Raw genomic sequence first — 19,310 nt, 5'->3', positions numbered from 1 at the left:
TGACCCGACCGCTGAACAGACCCGACCTGACCCGAACCGCACCGACCCCGAACCGCACCGACCCCGTACCGACCCGACCCGACCCGAGCCGACACCGGAAACCGGAGACCGTTCCGTGCACGCCAGCATCACCGCCGCCTACCTCGCCCGGTACCGCGCCGCTGCCGCCGACTCCCCGGTGGAACTGCTCCCGCTGACCGGCGCCCAGCGGCGGTTCCTGATCACCCGCCGACTCGCCCCCCAGACCCGTTCCGACGTCGCCCCGCTGTTCTTCGCCTTCCCGGCCGGCGCCCTCGACCTGGACCGGCTGGGCCGCGCCGCCACCGCCGTGGCGGCGGCCCACCCGGCGCTGTGCGGCGCCTTCGTGACCGTGCGCGGCACCCCGGTGCTGCGCACCGGCGGCCCCTCCGTCGAGGTCGCCCGGATCGAGGTGGACCCCGGCACCGGCACCCACCGGGCGCTGCGCGCGGCGCTGCTGGACTGGCCGCTCGACGGGCCCGCGCTGCGCCTGCTGGTGGCCCGGGAGCCGGCGGGCGGCGAGGACCTGCTCGCCCTCGCGTTGGACCACGCGGCCTGCGACGAGCAGTCGCTCGGGGTGCTGGTCGGCGAACTCACCGACGCCTACCGGCGGGACGAGCCGTCCGCGCCCGGCCCCGGCCCGCAGGCGGTCGCCGACTTCCGGGAGGCCGTCGAACTCCAGCTGGCCGCCGAGGAGTCCGCCGCCGGGCCCGCCGCCCAGGCCCACTGGGGGCGCCGGCTCGGCGGCCTGACCGGGGCGGGCGGCGGCGCGGCGCGGACCACCGGCATGCTGGTCGAGCGGCTGCCCGCCGTCCCGGCGAGCGCCCGCGGCGCGATCTTCCCGGCCCTGCTGGACGCCGTCGGCGCCGCCGCCCGGCGGCTGCACCGCGCGGACGGCCCGCTCGCCCTCGGCTACCCGTGGGGCGGCCGCCCGCCCGGCGCGCCCAACGCGCTCGGCTGCTTCCTCAACACCCTGGTGCACGCCGTGCCCACCCGCCCCGCCACCGACCTGGAAGCGCTCTGCGACGACTGGTGGGACGACCTCGACCACGCCGGAACCCCCTTCGACGAGGTGGTCCGGGCCGCCCGGGTCGCCGGATCGCCCTGGTCCGGCGGGCTGGACGCGATGCTCACCTTCGAGGACCTCCAGCGCCGCCCGCCGCTGGTGCTCGGCGACGTCCCCGGCCGGGAGGTCCACCTCGCCGGGCGTCCGCTCGCCGCGCCGACGGCCGTCTCCGCCTCCCACGGCGACGAGCTGACGGTGCGCCTGGCCTGGGACGACGAGCGCTTCCCGGCGGCCGACGCCGAGGCCGCCTTCGCCGACCTGCTGGCCGTGCTGCGCCGTCACCTCTAGACGCTGAGGCCCCTCCGACCCCATCCTCCCCAAGGACCACCTCCACTCCAAGGACCCCCGGGCCGCGCCCCCACCCCGGTGCGGCCCGGCCCCCCACCGGCCGCGCCGGGACCACCCCACGCCCGCGCTCGGCCACCGCAGTGCCGACACGCCCACCACACAAGGGAATCATCCATGTTCGCACTCTCTCCTTCGCAGGAGATCGTCTGGCTGCACGAGCAGATGCAGCCAGGCAGCCGCGCCTACAACTTCACCGGTGTCCTCGACCTGTGGGGAACCCTCGACCGGGACGCCCTGCACGCCGGCCTCACCGCCGTGCTGGCCCAGCACCCCGGCCTGCGCCTGGAGTTGGTGGCCCGGGCGGAGGGCCTGCCCGGCCAGCGGGTCGCCGAGGACTGCCGGCCGGAGCTGCGGCACAGCGACTTCACCGCCGAGGCCGACCCGGAGGCCGTGTTCCGGACCCTGCTCGCCGCCGAGGCCGAGGAGCCGCTGGACACCGAGCGGGCCCCGCTGCTGCGCTGGCACCTCGTTCGGCTCGCCGACGACCACCACCGGCTGATCCACGTCGAGCACCACCTCGTCCACGACGGCCACTCCTTCGCGATCTTCCTGCGCGACCTGTTCACCGTCTACCGCGCCCACGTCCTCGGCGAGTCCTACGCGTTGGCCACCGCCCCCTCGTACGAGCAGCACGCCCGCACCGAGGCCGACCCGCAGGCCCGCGAGCGCGCCCTCGCCTTCTGGACCAAGGAGCTGGCCGACGCCCCGCGCGAGGTCACCCTGCCCGGGCTGGCCCACCCCGGTGTCGAGCGCCGCCACCGCGGCGGGCAGCTGCGCCAGTCGATCGGCGCCGACCTCGCCGAGCGGCTGCGCGAGCGCAGCCGGACCGACGGCCACACCCCGTTCAGCACCCTGCTCGCCCTGTTCGCCGAACTGCTGCGCCGGCACAGCGGCCACCGCGAGGTCACCGTCGGCACCGCCGTCGGCAACCGCCCCGAGGGCTTCGAGGGCACCGTCGGCATGTTCGTCAACACCGTGCCGCTGCGCCTGCGGCTCGACCCGGCCGCCTCCGGCACCGAGGCCGTCGACGAGGTCACCGACGTCCTGATGCGCGCTCTGCCCTACCAGGACCTGCCGGTGCAGGAGCTCACCCGCCGGCTCGGCCTGCACACCGGCGGCGCCGACAACCCGCTGTTCAACGTGATGTTCAGCGCCCACGACGCCGCGCTGCCCGACGTCCAGGCCCCCGGCCTCGACGTCTCGCTGTACGAGGGCTTCAACACCGGCACCACCCGCTTCGACCTCGACCTGGTGCTGCTGCCCGACGACCGCCGGGTGGTCGGCGAGAAGCACGGCGCCGCCGGGATGACCCTGATCTGGGACTACGACGCCGACCTGTTCGGCGAGGCCAGGGCCGTACTGCTGTCCGAGCGCCTGCTGGAGCTGCTGCGCCGCTACCTGGACGACCCGGAGACGGTGCTCGCCGCGCTGGCCCCCGAGCCCGCCGCCGAGCCCGCCACCCCGGTCGTCCCGGCCGGACTCGACCCGGCCGCCGCCCACGACCCCACCGCGCTCGCCCTGCTGGCCGGCACCGAGCGGATCACCTACGGCGAACTGGACCGCCGGGTCGGCGAGTTGGCCGACCGGATGCGCGCCGCCGGAGTCACCGCCGGCCAGCCGGTGGCCGCCGTCCTGCCGCGCGGCACCGACAGCGTGGTCGCCCTGCTGGCCTGCCTGCGCCTGGGCGCCGTCCACGCGCCGCTGTCCACCGAGGACCCGGCCGCCCGGCTCGGCCTGCTGCTGGAGCGGCTCGCCCCCGCGCTCGTCCTCGCCACCCGGCAGAGCGCGCTCGCGCTGCCCGCCGAGGGCGTCACCCCGGCGCTCCTGGACGGCCCCGCCTTCCCGAAGGCCGAGCCCGCCGCCGTCCTGGAGGGCGGCGCGTACGTCATCCACACCTCCGGTTCCACCGGCGTGCCCAAGCCCGTCCTGGTCGGCCGCGAGGCCCTCGCCGGGTACGTCGCCGCCGTCGCCGCCCGCTACGAACTCACCGCCGCCGACCGGGTGCTGCTGTTCGCCCGGCCCTCCTTCGACGTGTCGCTGGAGGAGGTGCTGCCCGCCCTCGCGGTCGGCGCCGCCCTGGTCGTGCCGCAGCGCGAGGTGCCCACCGGGCCCGAGCTGGTCGCCGTGCTCGCCGCCCGCGGCGTCACCGTCGCCAACCTGCCCACCAGCTACCTGCTCGCGGTCCGCGAGGACCTGCGCGAGGCGCTGCGCGACGGCCGCTGGACGCCGCGCCTGCTCGTCCTCGGCGGCGAGCGGCTGCCCGCCCGCGCCCTGGCCGGGCTGACCGAGGCCACCACGGTGCTCAACGCCTACGGCGTCACCGAGGCCACCGTCACCTCCACCGTCCACCGGGTCACCGCCGAGGACGTCGCCGAGGACGGCGAGATCCCGCTCGGCGCCGAACTCGACGGCGTGCGCCTGCACGTCCTGGACGAGACGCTGCGCCCGCTCCCGTACGGCTGCGTCGGCGAACTCGCCGTCAGCGGCGGCCTGCTGGCCGAGGGCTACGTCGGCCTGCCGGAGCCCACCGCGGCCCGCTTCATCACCGTCCCCGGCCTCGACGGCGCCCGGGTCTACCGCACCGGCGACCGCGGCTACCGCGACACCGAGGGGCGACTGCGCTTCCTCGGCCGCGCCGACAACCAGGTCAAGCTGCGCGGCCACCGGATCGAACTGGAGGAGATCGAGGCCGCCGCCTCCGCCGAACTCGGCGGCCGCTCCTGCGCGGTGCTGCTGCACCACGACCCGCAGACCGGCCCCCGGCTGGTCGGCTTCCTGGAGGGCGCCGACCGCCCCGACCAGGCCGCCCTGCACGACGCGCTGGCCCGCCGGCTGCCCGGCGGACTCGTCCCCGCCACCTGGACGGCCGTCGCCGCCATGCCCACCCTGCCCGGCGGCAAGCCCGACCGCGCCGCCCTCGCCCGGCTGGCCGACCAGGCCCCCGCCGAGCAGGAGCAGGAGCGCGCGCCCAGCGTCTTCGCCGACCCCGGCCAGGAGCTGATCGCCACCGCCTGGCGCGAGGTGCTCGGCCACGACCGCTTCGGCCCGGACTCGCACTTCTTCGAGGTCGGCGGCCACTCGCTGCTCGCCGCCCAGCTCGCCGCCTTCCTGGAGCCGCACCTGGGCAGCCGCCCGCCGCTGCGCACCCTGTTCCGGCACGCCGTCCTGGCCGACCAGGCCCGCGTTCTCACCGGAGAGGCCAAGTGACCGCCCCCTCCGCCGTCCTGGAGGACGGCCACCGCGAGCTCGTCGACGCCTTCGAGACCTTCATCCGCCGCGAACTCGTCCCGCTCGCCGCCGAGTTGCCGGAGACCGCCGACCAGGTACCGAGCGACCTGCGGGCCTACGTCCGCAAGCGCTCCGCCGCGCTCGGCTTCTACGCCGGCGACTACCCCGAGGAACTCGGCGGCGCCGACATGCCGTTCACCGCCGTGGTGCTGCTGCACCACGCCGCCGGGCGCAGCGGCTGCGTGCTCGCCCCCTACGCGCTGGCCGGCTCCGACGGGCCCAGCCCGCTGCTGCGGCACGGCACCCCCGAACAGATCGAGCGGCACCTGATCCCGCTGGTGCGCGGCGAGCAGACCCGCTGCCTGGCGCTCACCGAGCCCCAGGCCGGCTCGGACGCCTTCCACCTCACCACCACCGCCGTGCGTACCGGCGACCGCTGGGTGCTGAACGGGCGCAAGACCTTCGTCAGCAACGCCGAACACGCCGGCATCGCCCTGGTGGTGGCCGCCACCGACCTCGGCGACGGCAAGGGCCCGACCGCCGGCGCGACCGCCTTCGTGCTGCCGATGGACCAGCCCGGCCTGCGGATCGGCCAGCGCTACGAGGGGATGTCCGGCGAGCCGCTGTTCGAGCTGCTGCTGGACGGGGTCACCGTCGGCCCGGAGGCCGTGATCGGCGGCGAGGAGGGCATCGCCGCGGCCACCGCCCTCGCCATGGACAGCCTCTCCCGCGGCCGCCTGGTGGTCGCCGCGATGTGCAACGGCATCGCCGAGTACGCGCTGCGGGCCGGCGTCGAGTACGCCCGCGAGCGGCGCGCCTTCGGCAAGGTGATCGGCGAGTACCAGCACATCCAGGAGCACCTGGTGGCCACCCGCGCCGAGGTGGAGTGCGCCAAGCTGCTCACCCTCGCCTGCGCCCGGCTGGTCGACGAGGGCACCGAGGCGCCCGAGAACGCGGCGCTCGCCAAGCTCACCGCCTCCGAGACCGCCGTCCGCGCGGTCGACCGCTCGCTCCAGGTCCACGGCGCCACCGGCTGGGTGCGTGGCCACCCCTTGGAATTCCTGTACCGCTACGTCCGGATGACGACGATCATCGAAGGGACCTCCGAGGTCCAGAAGGTGATCATCGCCCGCTCCATGGGCCTGAACTGACGTCACGCACGCATCTGGAGACGATGATGGAATCCCTGAGCATCGGCTACGGCCGCCCGCACCAGGACGGCGCGGTCCTCGACCTGTTCACCACCTGGGCGCACCGCACCCCGCAGGCGCCCGCCCTGATCGACGGCGAGTGCACCCTCGGCTACGCCGAACTCGACCGCCTCGCCGACACCGTGGCGGAGTCCCTGCGCGGCAAGGTCGGCGCCGGCGACCTGGTCGGCGTCTGCCTCGGCCACTCGGCGGAGCTGGCCGCCGTCACCCTCGCGATAGCCAAGCTCGGCGCCGTCCACCTGCCGCTCGGCCCGCGCCCCGGCGAGAAGCGCCTCCAGGCCGTCGCCGAGCAGCTGCGCCCGGCCTGCCTGATCGGCGAGGCCGGCGTGCTGCCGCCCGGCGGCGAGCGCCTCGAACTCGACCTGCCCACCCCCGGCCTGCTGGCCGCCCTGACGCCCGGTGAGCAGGTGAGCGTGCCGGTCGGTACCCACTACGCCGTGCTCACCTCCGGCTCCACCGGCACCCCCAAGGCCGTCGCCGTCACCGAACCGGCGCTCGGCGCGCTGCTGCACTGGTACCGCGAGCTCACCGGCCTCGGCCCCGGCGAGCGGCACAGCCTGCTGATCGGCGTCGCCTTCGACCCGCACGTGATGGAGCTGTGGGCCACCCTCACCTCCGGCGCCGCCCTGGTCATCGCCCCCGAGGCCGTCCGCTGGGACTCCGGCGCGCTCACCGACTGGCTGGGCGAGGCGGGCATCACCGCCACCGTGCTGCCCACCCCGCTGGCCGAGCCGATCCTCGACCGGCCCTGGCCCGCCGGGCTGGCGCTGCGCCACCTGTTGATCGGCGGCGACCGGCTGCGCCGCGCCCCCGGGCCGGAGGTCACCGCGACCGTCCACAACGCCTACGGCCCCGCCGAGGCCACCGTCGCCACCACCGTGCACACCATGGCACCCGGTGGCGACCACGGCGCCGGCGCGCCGCCGATCGGCCTGCCGATCCCCGGCGCCGTCCTGCTGGTCACCGACGAGCAGGGCGCCCCGGTGCCCAGAGGGACGGCCGGCGAGCTGCGGATCGGCGGCCGCGGCCTGGCCGCCGGGTACCTCGACCCCGAGCTGACCGCCCGCCGCTTCGTCCAGGCGCCCCCCGGCGTGGACGGCACCGACCGGGTCTACCGCACCGGCGACCGGGTGGTGATGCGCGCCGACGGCGTGCTGGAGTTCCACGGCCGGCTGGACGACCAGGTCAAGGTCAGCGGGGTGCGGATCGAACCCGCCGAGGTCGAGGCCGCCTTCGAGCGCGACGACCGGGTGCGCCGCGCCGTGGTCGCCGCCGAGACCGCGGCCACCGGCGGCGTCCGGCTGCTCGCCTTCGTCCACGCCGAGGCCGACGCCGAACCCGTGAGCCTGCTGGAGGCCGTCCGGCCCTGGCTGCCCGAGCAGGCCGTGCCCTCGGCCGTACGGCTGGTCGACACCTTCCCGCTGGACCCCAACGGCAAGGTGGACCGCGCGGCGCTGCTGGCCGCGCTCGCCGCCGAGCCCGCGGCCCCGGCGGCCGCCGGCGAGGACGGCGACACCGCGGTCGAGCGCACCGTGGTGAAGCTCTGCCGCGAGCTGCTCGGCCGCGCCGACCTCGGCCCGGGCGACAACTTCCTGGCGTCGGGCGGCAACTCGCTCGCCGCCGCCCGACTGCTGGAGTCCCTGGAGGGGGAGTACGGCGTACGGCTGCGCGCCCCCCTGCTGCTGCGCCAGCCCGACCTGCGGGCCGTCGCACGGCTCGTCGAGGAGCGGATGCCCAGCGCGTCCCTCGCCTGAGGACCCGGAGCCGTCCCGTCCGCCGGGCCCCGTCCGGCCCGGTGCGGGACGGCTCCGCCCCCGGTGCGGGACGGCTCCGCTCCCTGTCGCGCCCCCGTCGCACCTCCCGATCTGAACAGCGGCGCCCCGGCCCCAGCGCCGGGGCACCCGGAAGGGACCCAGCCATGACGCCCGTCCTCCCCACCCTCCCCGCCCTGGTCGCCCGGCAGGCCGAGCAGCACCCGAGCGCGCTCGCCCTGACCGACGGCGCCACCTACCTCACCTACCGCGAACTCCACGACGCCGCCGGCCGGCTGGCCGCCGTCCTGGCCGCGCGCGGGATCGGCCCCGGCAGCGCCGTCGGCCTGCTGTGCGCCCGCTCGGCCCGGTTCGCCGTCGCCCAGCTCGCCGTCTGGCGGGCCGGCGGCCTCGTCGTCCCGCTCGACCCGGCCTACCCGCGCCCGCGCATCGCCGAGATGACCGCCGACGCGGACGTCCGCCTCGTCCTCGGCGACAAGGCGCTGCTCGCCGACGCCGGACTGCCCGCCGAACGCACCCTGGTGCTCACCGAGCGCGGCACCGAGGAGACCGGCGCGGCGGTGCCCGACGCCGCCGACCCGGACGCGCCCGCCCTGCTCTACTACACCTCCGGCTCCACCGGCCGCCCCAAGGGCGTGCTCGTCCCGCACCGTGCCGTCACCGACCTGGTCACCGCCCCCGACGGGCTCGCCCTCGGCCCGCGCGACCGGGTGCTGTTCCACTCCACGCCCTCCTTCGACGCCGCCACCTTCGAACTGTGGGCGCCGCTCGCCCACGGCGCCGCCGTCGCCGTCTCCCCGGCCGAGCGGCCCAGCGCCGAGGAACTCGTCCGCGACGTCGAGCGGTTCGGCGCCACCACCGCCTTCATCACCACCGCGCTCTTCCACCACCTGGCCGCCAAGGAGTCCCGGATCTTCGGCGTGCTACGCACCCTGGCCGTCGGGGGCGAGGCACTCGCCCCCGAGTACGCCGGGGCCGTGCTGCGGGCCTTCCCCTGGCTGGAGCTGTACAACGTCTACGGGCCCACCGAGGCCACCACCTTCACCACCGCCCACCGGATCACCCCCGCCGACTGCGCGGGCGGCCCCGTCCCGATCGGACGCCCCTTCGGCGGCGCCCGCGCCCTCGTCCTGGACGAGCGGCTCGCCCCCGTCGCACCCGGCGAGGTCGGCGAACTCTGGATCGGCGGCGGGCGGCTCGCCCAGGGCTACCTCAACCGCCCCGAACTGACCGCCGAGCGCTTCCGCGAGCTCCCCGGCAGCGGCCGGGCCTACCGCAGCGGCGACCTGGTGCGCCAACGCCCCGACGGCGCCCTGGAGTTCCACGGCCGCACCGACGACCAGGTGAAGGTCCGGGGCTTCCGGATCGAGCCCGGCGAGGTCGAGCAGGCCCTGCTGCGGTTCCCCGAGGTGGCCGAGGCGGCCGTGGTGGTCCGCCGCCCCGGACAGGCCGACGCCGCGCTCACCGCCTGCGTCGTCCTCGCCGAGGGCGCCGGGGCGGCCGCCGAAACCCTGCGCACCCGGCTCGCCGAACGGCTGCCCGCCCACCTGGTGCCCACCGCCTGGGCCGTCCTCCCCGCACTGCCGCTCACCGGCAACGGCAAGGTCGACCGCCGCGCGCTCGCCACCGCCCCGGACCCGGCGGCGGAGCGCCCGGGCGTGACGGCCGAGCTCACCCCGATCCAGCAGGTCGTCGCCGAGGCCTGGAGCCGCGCCCTGGAACGCCCGATCACCGACCCGGCCGCCGACTTCCTCGCCGAGGGCGGCCACTCGCTGCTCGCCATGTGGGTCGTCGACGACCTGGCCGGCGAGTTCGGCATCGACCTGTCCCTCGCCGACTTCCTCGGCCACCCCACCGTGGCCGGCCAGGCCGAACTACTGGAACGCGCCCTGCGGGACGCCGACGACACCCAGGGAGCACCCCAGCGATGAGCAACGACCAGAACGACCTGCTGCGGCGCGCCCGCAACCGCCGCACCGCCCTCACCCCGCAGCGCCCGGCCGCCGCCGCCGCCGTCGACGCCGGCCCGGCCCCGCTCTCCCACGCCCAGCAGCGGATGTGGCTGATGGAGCACCTCGGCCAGGGCGGCGCCCTCTACAACGTCCCGATCGCCACCCGGCTGCGCGGGCCGCTCGACGAAGCCGCCCTCGCCACCGCGCTCACCGGCCTCACCGAGCGGCACGCCGTACTGCGCACCCGCTACCCGCGCCGCGGCGAACAGCCCTACCAGCACCTCGAACCGGCCGGCCCCGTCCCGCTGACCGTCCTGGACGCCACCGGCGACGGCAGCGAGCAGCTGACCGCCGAGGCCGCCCGCCCCTTCGACCTCACCGACGGGCCGGTGCTGCGCGCGCTGCTGCTGCGGCACGCGCCCGAGGACCACACCCTGCTGCTGACGATCCACCACATCGCCGTCGACGGCGGCTCGCTGCCCGTCCTGGCCGCCGACCTCGCCGAGCTGTACGCCGCCGCCCGCGACGGCGTCGAGCCCCGGCTCCCGGCGCCCGGCATGCCGTACGCCGAGTACGCCCGCCAGGAGCGCGCCCGCGACGCCGAACTCACCGCCGCCGCCGACGCCCTCGCCGCCCGGCTGGCCGGCGCCCGCCCGCTGCCGCTGCTGCGGCCGGTCGCCCCCGGCGCCCGCGACCGCCGGGCCGGCCTGCACGCCGTGCCGCTCGACCCCGCCACCGTCGAAGGCCTGCGGCAGCTCGGCGCCCGGCACGGCGCCACCCTGTTCGCCGTCGTCCTCACCGCCGCCTTCGCCACCCTGCGCACCGCCGCCGGCCAGGACGACCTCACCCTCGGCTGCGCCAGCGGCCACCGGGCCCGCCCCGAACTGCGCCGCACCGTCGGCCTGGGCGTCAACACCCTCGCGGTGCGGGCCGAACCGGCCGGGGACGCCTCCTTCGCCGAGGCCGTCGCCCTGGTGCGCGGCGCCCTGCTGGAGGCCCAGCAGCACCACCAGGTCCCCTTCGACCTGGTGGTCGAGCGGCTCGGCGCGGCGGCGCGCGGCGCCGACGGCACCCCGCTGCTGGCGGCCAGCTGCGACCTGGTCCAGCCCGCGACCGCCCTGACGCTGCCCGGCCTGGACGCCGAACACGTCGACGTCGACCTGGAACTCGCCAAGTTCGACCTCACCCTGGTGCTGGAGGAGGGGCCGCGGCCGCGCTGCCTGGTCCAGCACGACCACGCGGCCCTGGACGGCGCCACCGCCGCCCGGCTGGCCGAGGCCTTCGCCGCCGTGCTCCGCGCGGCCGTCGAGGACCCGGACCGCCCGCTCGCCGAACTCCCCGGCGAACCGCTGGTCCGCGCCGACCGGCACCCGGTGCTGGCGGCCCTGACGGCCCACCCCGGGGTGGCCGACGCGGCCGTGGTGGAGACCGCCGACGGGCCGCCGCTGGCCTACGCGGTGGTGCGCGGCGCGGTCACCCCCAGCGGCACCGACCTGCGCGCCCGGCTCCGGGCCGCCGTCCCCGCCGCCGAACTCCCGCTGGCCGTCACCCTGATGGACCGCATCCCGCGCGGCGCGGACGGCGCCGTCGACCGCGGCCGGCTGCCCGGCGCCGGTGCCGCGGCTCCTGCCGGTGCCGCCGCTCCCGCCGGTGCCGCCGCCCGGGCCGGGGCGGACCTGGCCACGGCGGCGACCGGCCCGCTCGACCTGGTCCGCACCGCCTTCGGCGAACTGCTCGGCAGCGTCCCGCCCGCCGACGGCGACTTCTTCGCCCTCGGCGGCCACTCGCTGGTCGCCGTCCAGCTCGCCGAACGCCTGCGCACCCGTGTCGGGGTGCCGCTCACCGGCCTCGACATCCTGGAGCACCGCACCCCGCGCGCCCTCGCCGCCCTGCTCGCGGTCCGCGAGGAGGAGCGCCGCGCCGCCCTCACCCGCGTCGACGGCCTCCACAGCACCGAGCCGCGCACCGGCACCGTGCTGCTCACCGGCGCCACCGGCGGCGTCGGTGCCGCCGTGCTCCAGGAACTGATGGCCCAGGGGCGGCCGGTCCGCGTCCTGGTCCGCCCGGAGTCGGCCCACCTGCCGGCCCTGCACGGCGCCGAGATCGCCGAGGGCGACCTCGCCGACCTCGACAGCCTCCAGCGCGCGGTCAAGGGCGTGGACGCCGTCATCCACGCCGCCTGCACCTTCACCGAGCACGAGGTCGACACGGCCGCCATGCGCGCCCTGCTGGACGGCTGGTCCGGCGGCCCGTTCGTCTTCGTCAGCAGCATCGACGCCTACGGGCGCCCGCCCGGCACCGAGGTCGCCGAGGGAGGCCCCAGCGGCGCGCCCGTCACCGCCTACGGGCAGGCCAAGCTCGACTGCGAGCGGATGCTGTTCGAGACCGCCGAGGCCACCGGCCACGGCCCGGCCACCGTGGTGCGCGCCCCCATCGTCTGGGGCCCGCACCACCGCCTGCGCGACCAGCTCCGCTGGGGCTCCACCGGCGACCTCTACCAGGCCGCCCTGGCCGGTCGGCCGGTCGCCCTGCCGGCCGCGGCCGACGGCGAGCCGGAGGAGTGGAACGGCGCCGCCTGGGTGCACTCCGCCGCCCTCGCCCGCGCCCTCGCCGCCTGCGCCCTGCCCGACGGCCCCGCCGCCGGCCGGATCGTCAACGCGATCACCGGGCACGTCTCCTGGGCGGAGTTCGGGACCGAGCTGATCCGGCTGCTCGGCTCCGACAGCACCCTGGACCTGCGCCCCGACGCCGACGCCGAACTGCGGCGCCCGTGGCACTACCGGGCGGAGACCCTCGCGGCCGCGCTCCAGCCGGAGCCGGGGGAGGACTGGCGCAGCGTGCTGGCGGCCATGGTGGGCTGACGGCACCCGCCGGGCGGCGGTCGGCCAGCTCCGATCCGGGGGCCGGCCGCCGTTCGACGGGTGTGAGGTTCTGAGCTGCCGGGATCCGCCGGAACCCGGCTGGCCCGTCGAGGGAAGGGAGGGCGACCGTGCTGACCACTGTGGGCCCGTTCCGCCTCGAACGAGGGGTGACGTGCCTCCGCGACGAGGACGATCCGCCGCTGCCGTCGACCGACCCCGCCGCCTGCCGGTCGGCCTGGCACGCGGCGGCACGCAGCGCGCGGGGCCGCGCCGGTGAGTTCGTCGAGCGGGAGTACCCGCAGAGCTTCCACACCGCGACGCTCACCGACCGGGCCGGCCACCACGTCCTGCTGTTCCACGCCCAGTGGCCCGTGGTCGCCTTCGTTCCGGACCGGCGGTACCGCTGCACGGACGAGTTCCTGGACGCCCCGGGCTGGGCCGACACCCCCCTTGCCGGGGCCGGCTTCGCCGTGCTGGGGCGCGAGTTGCTGCTGTCCCCCTTCGCGGAGTGCGACAGCTCCGGGCTGTCGGACGCGGAGCGGCGGCAGATCCGGTACTGGCGGCCGTCGACCCTCGGTGCGGCACTCTTCAACACCTGGGACTGACCACCCCGTGCCGGTCGACGGCTCGGACCACCTGGGGCCGGGCGCCCCCCCGCCGGGCAGTGGCTCGGCGCCGGGCGGTGGCTCGGCGCCGGTGCGGCCGGGCCGTGGCCGTGGCGCGGATCCGCCGGGTGCGTCCGTGATCGGCCAGGAGGCCGAGCGCGGGGCCGCTGGGGGCCGTCCCGGCGGTGCGCAACTGGAGCCGGTCGGCGGCGGCGAGCACCTGCTCCGCCGCCCAGGGCTCGCCGAGGGTGACCGCCCGCAGCTGTGCCCACTCGTGCGGGCGCCGCACGGCGGACTCGTCGGCTGCCACGGCCTCCTCCGGGTTGCGCTGCGGGCGGGTTGTGCTGCGGGCGGGTTGTGCAGCGGGGTCGTGGTCGGCCCGTCGTCGTGCACGGGGTCTCCTCTCGTCGGGCCCCTCAGCCGATGTCGACCACCCGAGCCCAGCTCGGCGGTGCGGCCGGCCGGTACTCGCCGTTGTTCTCGTCGTACCGGGCCTGGCGACGGAACCGGCCCACCACCGTTCGGCACGAGGGCGCGACCGACGGCCAGGGCGTCTGCCCGTCCGTCAGCACCACGACGACGTCCGGCTGCGGCCTGGTCCGCAGCGCCGCCGCGAAGCCCGTCCGCAGGTCCGTCCCGCCGCCGCCGACCAGCGGGATGCCCGCCGCGCGGCAGAGCGCGCCGACGGACTGCAGGGCGGCGTCGCAGGACAGCACGGTGACCAGGTCGTGCCGGCCGCCGACCGCCCGGCCGATCGCCGCGACCTCCAGCAGCGCGCTGCCCAGCTCCCGGTCCGCGACCGACCCCGAGGTGTCGATCACCACCGACACCCGGGGCGGGCGCCGCCGCAGGCTCGGCAGCACCACGCCCGGCAGCGAGACCGCGCGGCGGGCCGGCCGGCCGTAGCTGTAGTCCCCGCCCGCGCCCGGCCCGGACACCGCCGAGCGCAGTGCCGCGCCCAGCAGTCGGCGCCACGGCTGCGGCGGGTGGAACGCCTCCTCGGCCCAGCGTCGCCAGCCCGCCGGGGCGTTCCCCGGGCGGCCCCGGATGCCCTCGGCGACCCGGAAGCGGACCGCGTCCTGTTCCTGGGCGGTCAGCCCGTGGGCACCGTCCGGGCCCAGCTCCCAGGGGCGGTCCACGCCGTCGGCGCCGCTGCCGCAGTCCAGCCAGGCCAGGTTCAGCCGGCGCAGGTCGAAGCGGAAGCTGCGGACGTAGTCCTCCATCAGCTCGCCCCCGGGCAGGTCGAGGAGGTCCGGCGTCAGCGCGCCCGCAGGCGTGACCAGGCCGTCGCCGAAGGCGTCGTCGTTGATCTCGCAGTCGGCGGCGATGTTCATCCGCAGCCGGTCCGCCGGTTCGGTCAGCCCGAGGCTGCGGGCCAGGCGGTCGCTGCGCCCGTGGTGGTCGCGCAGCAGGTGCGAGACCTCGTGGACCCAGATCGAGGCGAGGTCCTCCACCGGGGTGCGGTCGACGAAGGCGGGGGAGGCGTAGCAGCGCCAGTGGCGGTCCACGGCCATGGTCGGCACCTGGCGGTCCTCCACCAGGTGCAGGGCGAACAGCGCGGTCGCCAGGTAGGGGCGGGCCCGGGCGGCCTGGAGCCGGGCGGCGTACAGCTTGTCGCGGTCCAGTGGGCGCGCGTCCGCCGGGTCCGGTACCGGCTTCCGCCCCGGTGCGGACAGTGGTGGGGGCACCGGGACGACCAGCGGGCGGGCGGTGAGCGGTTTGCCGCGCCTGCGGACGTCCAGCGGGGTGGCGGCGGGCCGGGCGTTCCACCCGGTGTCCTTCGGCGTGGTGCCCTTCGGCGTGCCGCCCTTCGGCGTGCGGCTCGTGCTCATCGGCCGGCCGTCACGTCGGTCCGGGCGGCGGTCCGGACGGCGGCGCGGTCGGCCCGCCGGGACAGCGCCACCGTCGAGGCGAGGTGCTCGATCGCCGCCGGGACCTCCCAGTCCTCCCGGCGCAGCGAGGCCAGCGTGGTGGCCGGGACGACCAGCACGTCCGGCGCGCCGGTCGCCATCGCCCGTACCAGCAGCGCCCAGGCGGCGTCCCAGCGGGCCCGCTCCGGCCGGTTGCGCACCGCGGCCACCACTCCGTCCAGCACCACCTGGCGCAGGTCCCCGCGTTCGGGCAGCGCGGCGGCGGCCGGGTCGGCGAGCAGCAGTTCGGGGTCCGGCAGGTCCATCCGGTCCATGCCGGCCATCAGCTCCAGCCCCGGCCCGTCCCCGACCGTGCCCCGGACCAGCAGTGACAGCACCTCCCGGGAGGAGCCCGCCGCGGTGGCGAAGGCGATCAGCCGCAGCGTCATGTCCCAGCTGCGCGGGGACGGCCAGGCGCCGCCGCGCCGGGTCTCGTTGGTGGGCAGCCGGTGCACCAACTCCGGCCTGACCGTGAGCAGTTCGCAGACCGCCCGGCGGGCGAAGCCGACCGCGGCCGAGAGCTCCGCCGGATCGAGCTCCGGCAGGGTGGCGACCGGCCACACCCCGCCGAGACCGCGCACCACCACCTCGTGGTCGTGCACCCACTGGAGGTGGACGAACCGGTTCGCCAGCGGCGCGCTCAGCTCCCACCCGTCGGCCGCCGAGGAGCGCGGGTTCGCCGCCGCCACGATCCTCACGCCAGGCGGAAGTCGGAGCGAACCGATGCGCCGCTCCAGGACCAGCCGGAGCAGCGCCGCCTGGACGGCGGGCGGCGCGGTGGACAACTCGTCCAGGAACAGCAGCCCGTGCCCGGCCCGGACCAGACGCACCGCCCAGTCCGGCGGGGCCAGCGGGATGCCCTGCTGCGCGGGGTCGTCGCCGACGACCGGCAGGCCGGAGAAGTCCGAGGGCTCGTGGACGCTGGCGATGACGGTGGTCAGCGGCAGGTCCAGGGCCTCGGCGAGCTGGGTGAGGGCGGCGGTCTTGCCGATGCCGGGCTCGCCCCAGAGCAGTACGGGCAGGTCCGCGGCCACCGCCAGGGTGAGCGCCTCCAGTTGGTCGTCCGGGCGGAGTTCGGTGCGGGTGTCGGCGAGCAGGTCGAGGAGCTGACGGGCGACGTCGAGCCGGGCGGGGGTGGGCGGGGTCATGGGCATGGGCATGGGCATGGGTGATCACCTTTGGAGGTCGGACGTCAGTGGGTCGTTCGGGATGCACGGGATGCACGGGATGCACGCGGTGTACGGGATGCACGCGGTGTACGGGGTGCGCAGGTCGCGTGCGGCCGAGCGGTGTTCAGCGAGTGGCGGCGATCCGCGGCGGGCGTGGGAACGGGTAACTGCCGTGCAGGTGGCCGGGCATGCGGAACCGGTAGAGCCCGTAGGGGGTGAAGCCGGCCTCGGCCCTGGCCCGCCCGTCGACGGTCAGGCCGGAGCGGTAGAGGCCGTAGGCGATCCGGCGCTCGGCGGCCGCCGCGAGCTCGTCCCGCAGGGAGCCCTCGCGCAGGGCCGCCTGTCGGCCGAGCAGGTCCTCCACCACGGCCAGCGCCCCGGCGGTGTCGCCGTGGTTCAACCGCTCGCGCACATCGGCCAGTTCGGCCGGATCGCGGTGCGCCTGGTCGATGGCGCGCAGGCAGGGCAGCGGGGTGCCGGACAGCGCGGCCAGCAGCTCCTCGCGGCGCAGCTGCACCGGGTCGTGGTCGAGCGCGGTCAGCACCCCGTCGACCACGGCGATCCGGTGCCGGGTGCCACGGCACTCCACCAGCCGTTGCCCGGCGGGCGGTCGGTCCTGTTGTCGGGGCCGGTGGCCGGGCGCCAGCGCGGCCGCGACCAGTGGGTGCAGCCGGTCGGCGTCGAGCTCGCCGCTGTGCAGCAGGTCGAGGTCGGGCGGTACCCAGGTCGCCGCGTCGGGCAGCAGCGGCAGCGCCCGGACATCCCCGACCGCCGCTTCGGTGCGGCCGTCGGGTCCGAGCACCAGCCGCTCGCCGCGCCCGAGCCGGACCGCGACGGGCCCGGGCGGGAGTCCCTCGGCGCGCAGCAGCAGCTCGGCCTCGGCGGCCCAGCGGTGGTCGGCGCGGCGCAGCCCGTGCGGCCCGACTCCGCTGTGCGGTGGCCCAGTTGGCGGGTGGGATCCGGCTCGCGCCGTCAACTCGCCGCTGCGGCCCGCGTCCCACAGGTGCCGGTGCAGGTCGAGCCGGTACCGGCGGCTGGGGCGCGGATGGGGGTGCGGGGCCGGGCCGGGAGCCGAACCGTCCCAGAGCGCCAGGCCGATCCGCTGCCCGTACTCCGCCCAGGCGGGCGGCGTCCGGACGACGAGGTGCACCGGCCGTTCGCCCGGATAGCGGGCGAGCGGCACGGTCAGCCCGGCGCGCAGCAGTCCGGCGGGGGCGGTGCGCGGCAGGTGCCAGCGCAGCAGGTCCGGCGCCAGACGGCGCAGGTCCTCGCGTACCCGTTCGGCCAGTGCGTGCCCGTGGGTGCGTGCGACGTCCCGCAGGCGGAAGTCGACCTCGACGTTGGCGGCGGCGCAGGCCCCGGCCCAGTCACCGGCGAGTCGGCGCGCGGTGGCGGTTTCGATCATGGAGGGCGGCACGGCGTACTCGCGTACGCGCCGCCAGAGGGAGAAGCGGGAGTCATCCTCGTTCGCGGTGGGGGTGAGCATCAGCACTCACCTGTGGCGAACGGGACCTCCGATCCGAGAGCAGCGAAAGTGTTCATCGCCGGGGAGCATAGCGCCCGCCGTCGCTGCCGCGCCACGGTTATTCGCCACGGCTCCGGTGCGGGTCGGTCCTTCCGGTGTGCGTCCGCCGGTTCGCTCAAGGATCGCTGGAGGGCGGGTCACGGGCGGTGGACCGGGTCGGCCGGGCTGTGCTCCGGTGGACGCCGGAGGAGGTGGGCCCCGGCTTGTCCGGGCCCCGTCGGTGCCTTCGTCGCGACGGGTGTCGCGGCCCGGCTCCAGCACCGGGCCGGCCGGCGGCGGGCGGCGTTCTGGGCGGCCGGGGCGGCCCTGCTGTACGTGGTGGCGCTGATGGTCGCCATGGGCGTCGACATCCCGCTGAACGACGACCTGGCGGCGGCCGGCGACCCGTCCCGGATCCTCGAACCTCGCCGCGGTGCGGGCGAGGTTCGAGGGGACGTGGGTCGCGGCCAACGGGTGCCGCACCGCGCTCTGCACGGCGGGGCTGCTGGCGCTCGGCCGGGCGCTCGTCCTGCACGGGCGCGGCGCGCGCTGAGCCCGGCCGCTCGCGGGGGAGCGGACCCGACGCCCGCGGCGGGCTCCCACCGGGGGCGTCCGGGCGGTACGTCCGGCAGCGTGTGCTCCTGGTCAACCCGCCGTCCGGCTGGCCGATTTCGCCCCCTTTCGCCCCCGGGCCGGTCGCGGTGCCGGGGGTCGGCGGCGCAGACTGGTCGGTACCCGGAAGTTCCGACACCAGGGGGCAGGCATGGCCTTACGAGCCTTTGGGCGCAGCGGAGTTGGACGACGGGCGGGTGGACGGTCCCGGGCGGTGGCCGGCGCGCTCGCCGTCGCCGCGCTGGCGGCGGGTGCGGTGGTCGCGGTCCCGGCCGACACCGCGGCGGCGGCCGGGCCAACGGGGGGCACGGGCGCCAAGGTCGTCTACCTCACCTTCGACGACGGCCCCAGCCCCGCCCACACCCCGAGGATCCTCTCGATCCTCGACCGCTACGGAGTCCGCGCGACCTTCTTCGAGCTCGGCGAGAACGTCGCCGCACACCCCTCGCTCACCGCCCAGGTCGCCCGGCAGGGCCACAGCGTGCAGAACCACTCCTGGTCGCACCCGGACCTGCGCCGGCTCTCCGGCTCCTCCTTCGACGCCCAGGTCGCCGACACCGACCGGGCCATCCGCGCCCGGACGGGGCACACCCCGACATGCCTGCGCCCGCCGTACGGGGCGGTCAACGGCACGGTGCGCTCCCGGGCGGCGGCGCTCGGCGAGCAGGTCGTGCTCTGGTCGGTCGACCCGGCCGACTGGTCCCGGCCGGGCACGGCGGCGATCCGGTCGCGGGTGTTGAACAACGTCCGCCCCGGTTCGGTGATCCTGCTCCACGACGGCGGCGGGGACCGCAGCCAGACCGCGGCTGCCCTGCCGACGATCCTGTCCACCCTCAAGGCGCGCGGGTACCGCTTCGCGACCCTCTGCTGACCGGCCGGGGCCGGGCCCGGTTCAGCCCCACCAGGCCCAGTTCAGCCCGACCGGGCCCCGCCGGAAAACCAGTTGCCCGCGGGCCGATCCTCGACCACGATCACCGCATGGACTTTTAACGGCTGCCACGTAGCACCAGCGAACCCTGTCGCGCGATCGACCTCGGAGCCTGACGGCTCGGTA

Annotated in this window: 12 protein-coding genes; 8 read left to right on the top strand and 4 right to left on the bottom strand. The window is 76.9% G+C overall.

Going from position 1 to position 19,310, the window contains the following annotated elements; translation table 11 throughout:
- Nucleotides 1-115: 115 nt before the first annotated feature.
- The 7 genes from ACZ58X_RS00545 to ACZ58X_RS00515 all read left to right on the top strand — a co-directional run bounded on the left by ACZ58X_RS00545 (nucleotide 116) and on the right by ACZ58X_RS00515 (nucleotide 13,061).
- A complete protein-coding gene (locus tag ACZ58X_RS00545; RefSeq protein ID WP_470331448.1) occupies nucleotides 116-1,372 on the top strand; it encodes a non-ribosomal peptide synthetase in 1,257 nt (418 codons plus the stop codon).
- Between the two features lie 174 nt (nucleotides 1,373-1,546).
- Nucleotides 1,547-4,639, top strand: coding sequence for a non-ribosomal peptide synthetase (locus tag ACZ58X_RS00540; RefSeq protein WP_470331447.1), 3,093 nt, complete (start codon nucleotides 1,547-1,549; stop codon nucleotides 4,637-4,639).
- Complete coding sequence (locus ACZ58X_RS00535; RefSeq protein WP_470331446.1) at nucleotides 4,636-5,811, top strand: acyl-CoA dehydrogenase family protein; 1,176 nt, start codon at nucleotides 4,636-4,638, stop codon at nucleotides 5,809-5,811. The genes ACZ58X_RS00540 and ACZ58X_RS00535 overlap by 4 nt, the downstream gene beginning before the upstream one ends.
- 26 nt (nucleotides 5,812-5,837) lie before the next feature.
- Complete coding sequence (locus ACZ58X_RS00530) at nucleotides 5,838-7,625, top strand: non-ribosomal peptide synthetase (protein WP_470331445.1); 1,788 nt, start codon at nucleotides 5,838-5,840, stop codon at nucleotides 7,623-7,625.
- A 164-nt stretch (nucleotides 7,626-7,789) separates the two neighbouring features.
- Nucleotides 7,790-9,574, top strand: coding sequence for a non-ribosomal peptide synthetase (locus ACZ58X_RS00525; protein WP_470331444.1), 1,785 nt, complete (start codon nucleotides 7,790-7,792; stop codon nucleotides 9,572-9,574).
- Entirely contained in the window at nucleotides 9,571-12,456 is a 2,886-nt protein-coding gene (locus ACZ58X_RS00520) for a condensation domain-containing protein (protein ID WP_470331443.1), read from the top strand. The genes ACZ58X_RS00525 and ACZ58X_RS00520 overlap by 4 nt, the downstream gene beginning before the upstream one ends.
- A 128-nt stretch (nucleotides 12,457-12,584) precedes the next feature.
- Nucleotides 12,585-13,061, top strand: a complete 477-nt coding sequence (locus ACZ58X_RS00515) for a hypothetical protein (protein WP_470331442.1) — start codon at nucleotides 12,585-12,587, stop codon at nucleotides 13,059-13,061.
- Here ACZ58X_RS00515 and ACZ58X_RS00510 read toward each other — a convergent pair.
- From ACZ58X_RS00510 to ACZ58X_RS00495, 4 genes are all read right to left on the bottom strand, one after another.
- Nucleotides 13,045-13,371 carry a hypothetical protein gene (locus tag ACZ58X_RS00510; RefSeq protein WP_470331441.1) on the bottom strand — a complete coding sequence of 109 codons (327 nt, stop codon included), beginning with the start codon at nucleotides 13,369-13,371 and terminating at the stop codon, nucleotides 13,045-13,047. The genes ACZ58X_RS00515 and ACZ58X_RS00510 overlap by 17 nt on opposite strands.
- Nucleotides 13,372-13,477: 106 nt before the next feature.
- Entirely contained in the window at nucleotides 13,478-14,893 is a 1,416-nt protein-coding gene (locus ACZ58X_RS00505) for a vWA domain-containing protein (RefSeq protein ID WP_470331440.1), read from the bottom strand.
- Nucleotides 14,890-16,131 carry an AAA family ATPase gene (locus ACZ58X_RS00500; protein ID WP_470331867.1) on the bottom strand — a complete coding sequence of 414 codons (1,242 nt, stop codon included), beginning with the start codon at nucleotides 16,129-16,131 and terminating at the stop codon, nucleotides 14,890-14,892. Before ACZ58X_RS00500 ends, ACZ58X_RS00505 begins: the two co-directional genes overlap by 4 nt.
- Before the next feature lie 133 nt (nucleotides 16,132-16,264).
- A complete protein-coding gene (locus ACZ58X_RS00495; protein WP_470331439.1) occupies nucleotides 16,265-17,626 on the bottom strand; it encodes a hypothetical protein in 1,362 nt (453 codons plus the stop codon).
- 844 nt (nucleotides 17,627-18,470) lie between these two features.
- Between ACZ58X_RS00495 and ACZ58X_RS00490 the strand changes: the two genes are divergently transcribed.
- On the top strand, nucleotides 18,471-19,127 hold the full coding sequence (locus tag ACZ58X_RS00490) for a polysaccharide deacetylase family protein (protein WP_470331438.1): 657 nt from the start codon (nucleotides 18,471-18,473) through the stop codon (nucleotides 19,125-19,127).
- Nucleotides 19,128-19,310 lie beyond the last annotated feature (183 nt).

It is taken from the genome of Kitasatospora sp. NPDC040550, assembly GCF_055594965.1.
Note: the sequence above shows the minus strand (reverse complement) of the source record. Positions and strands in the feature narration are given on the sequence as shown.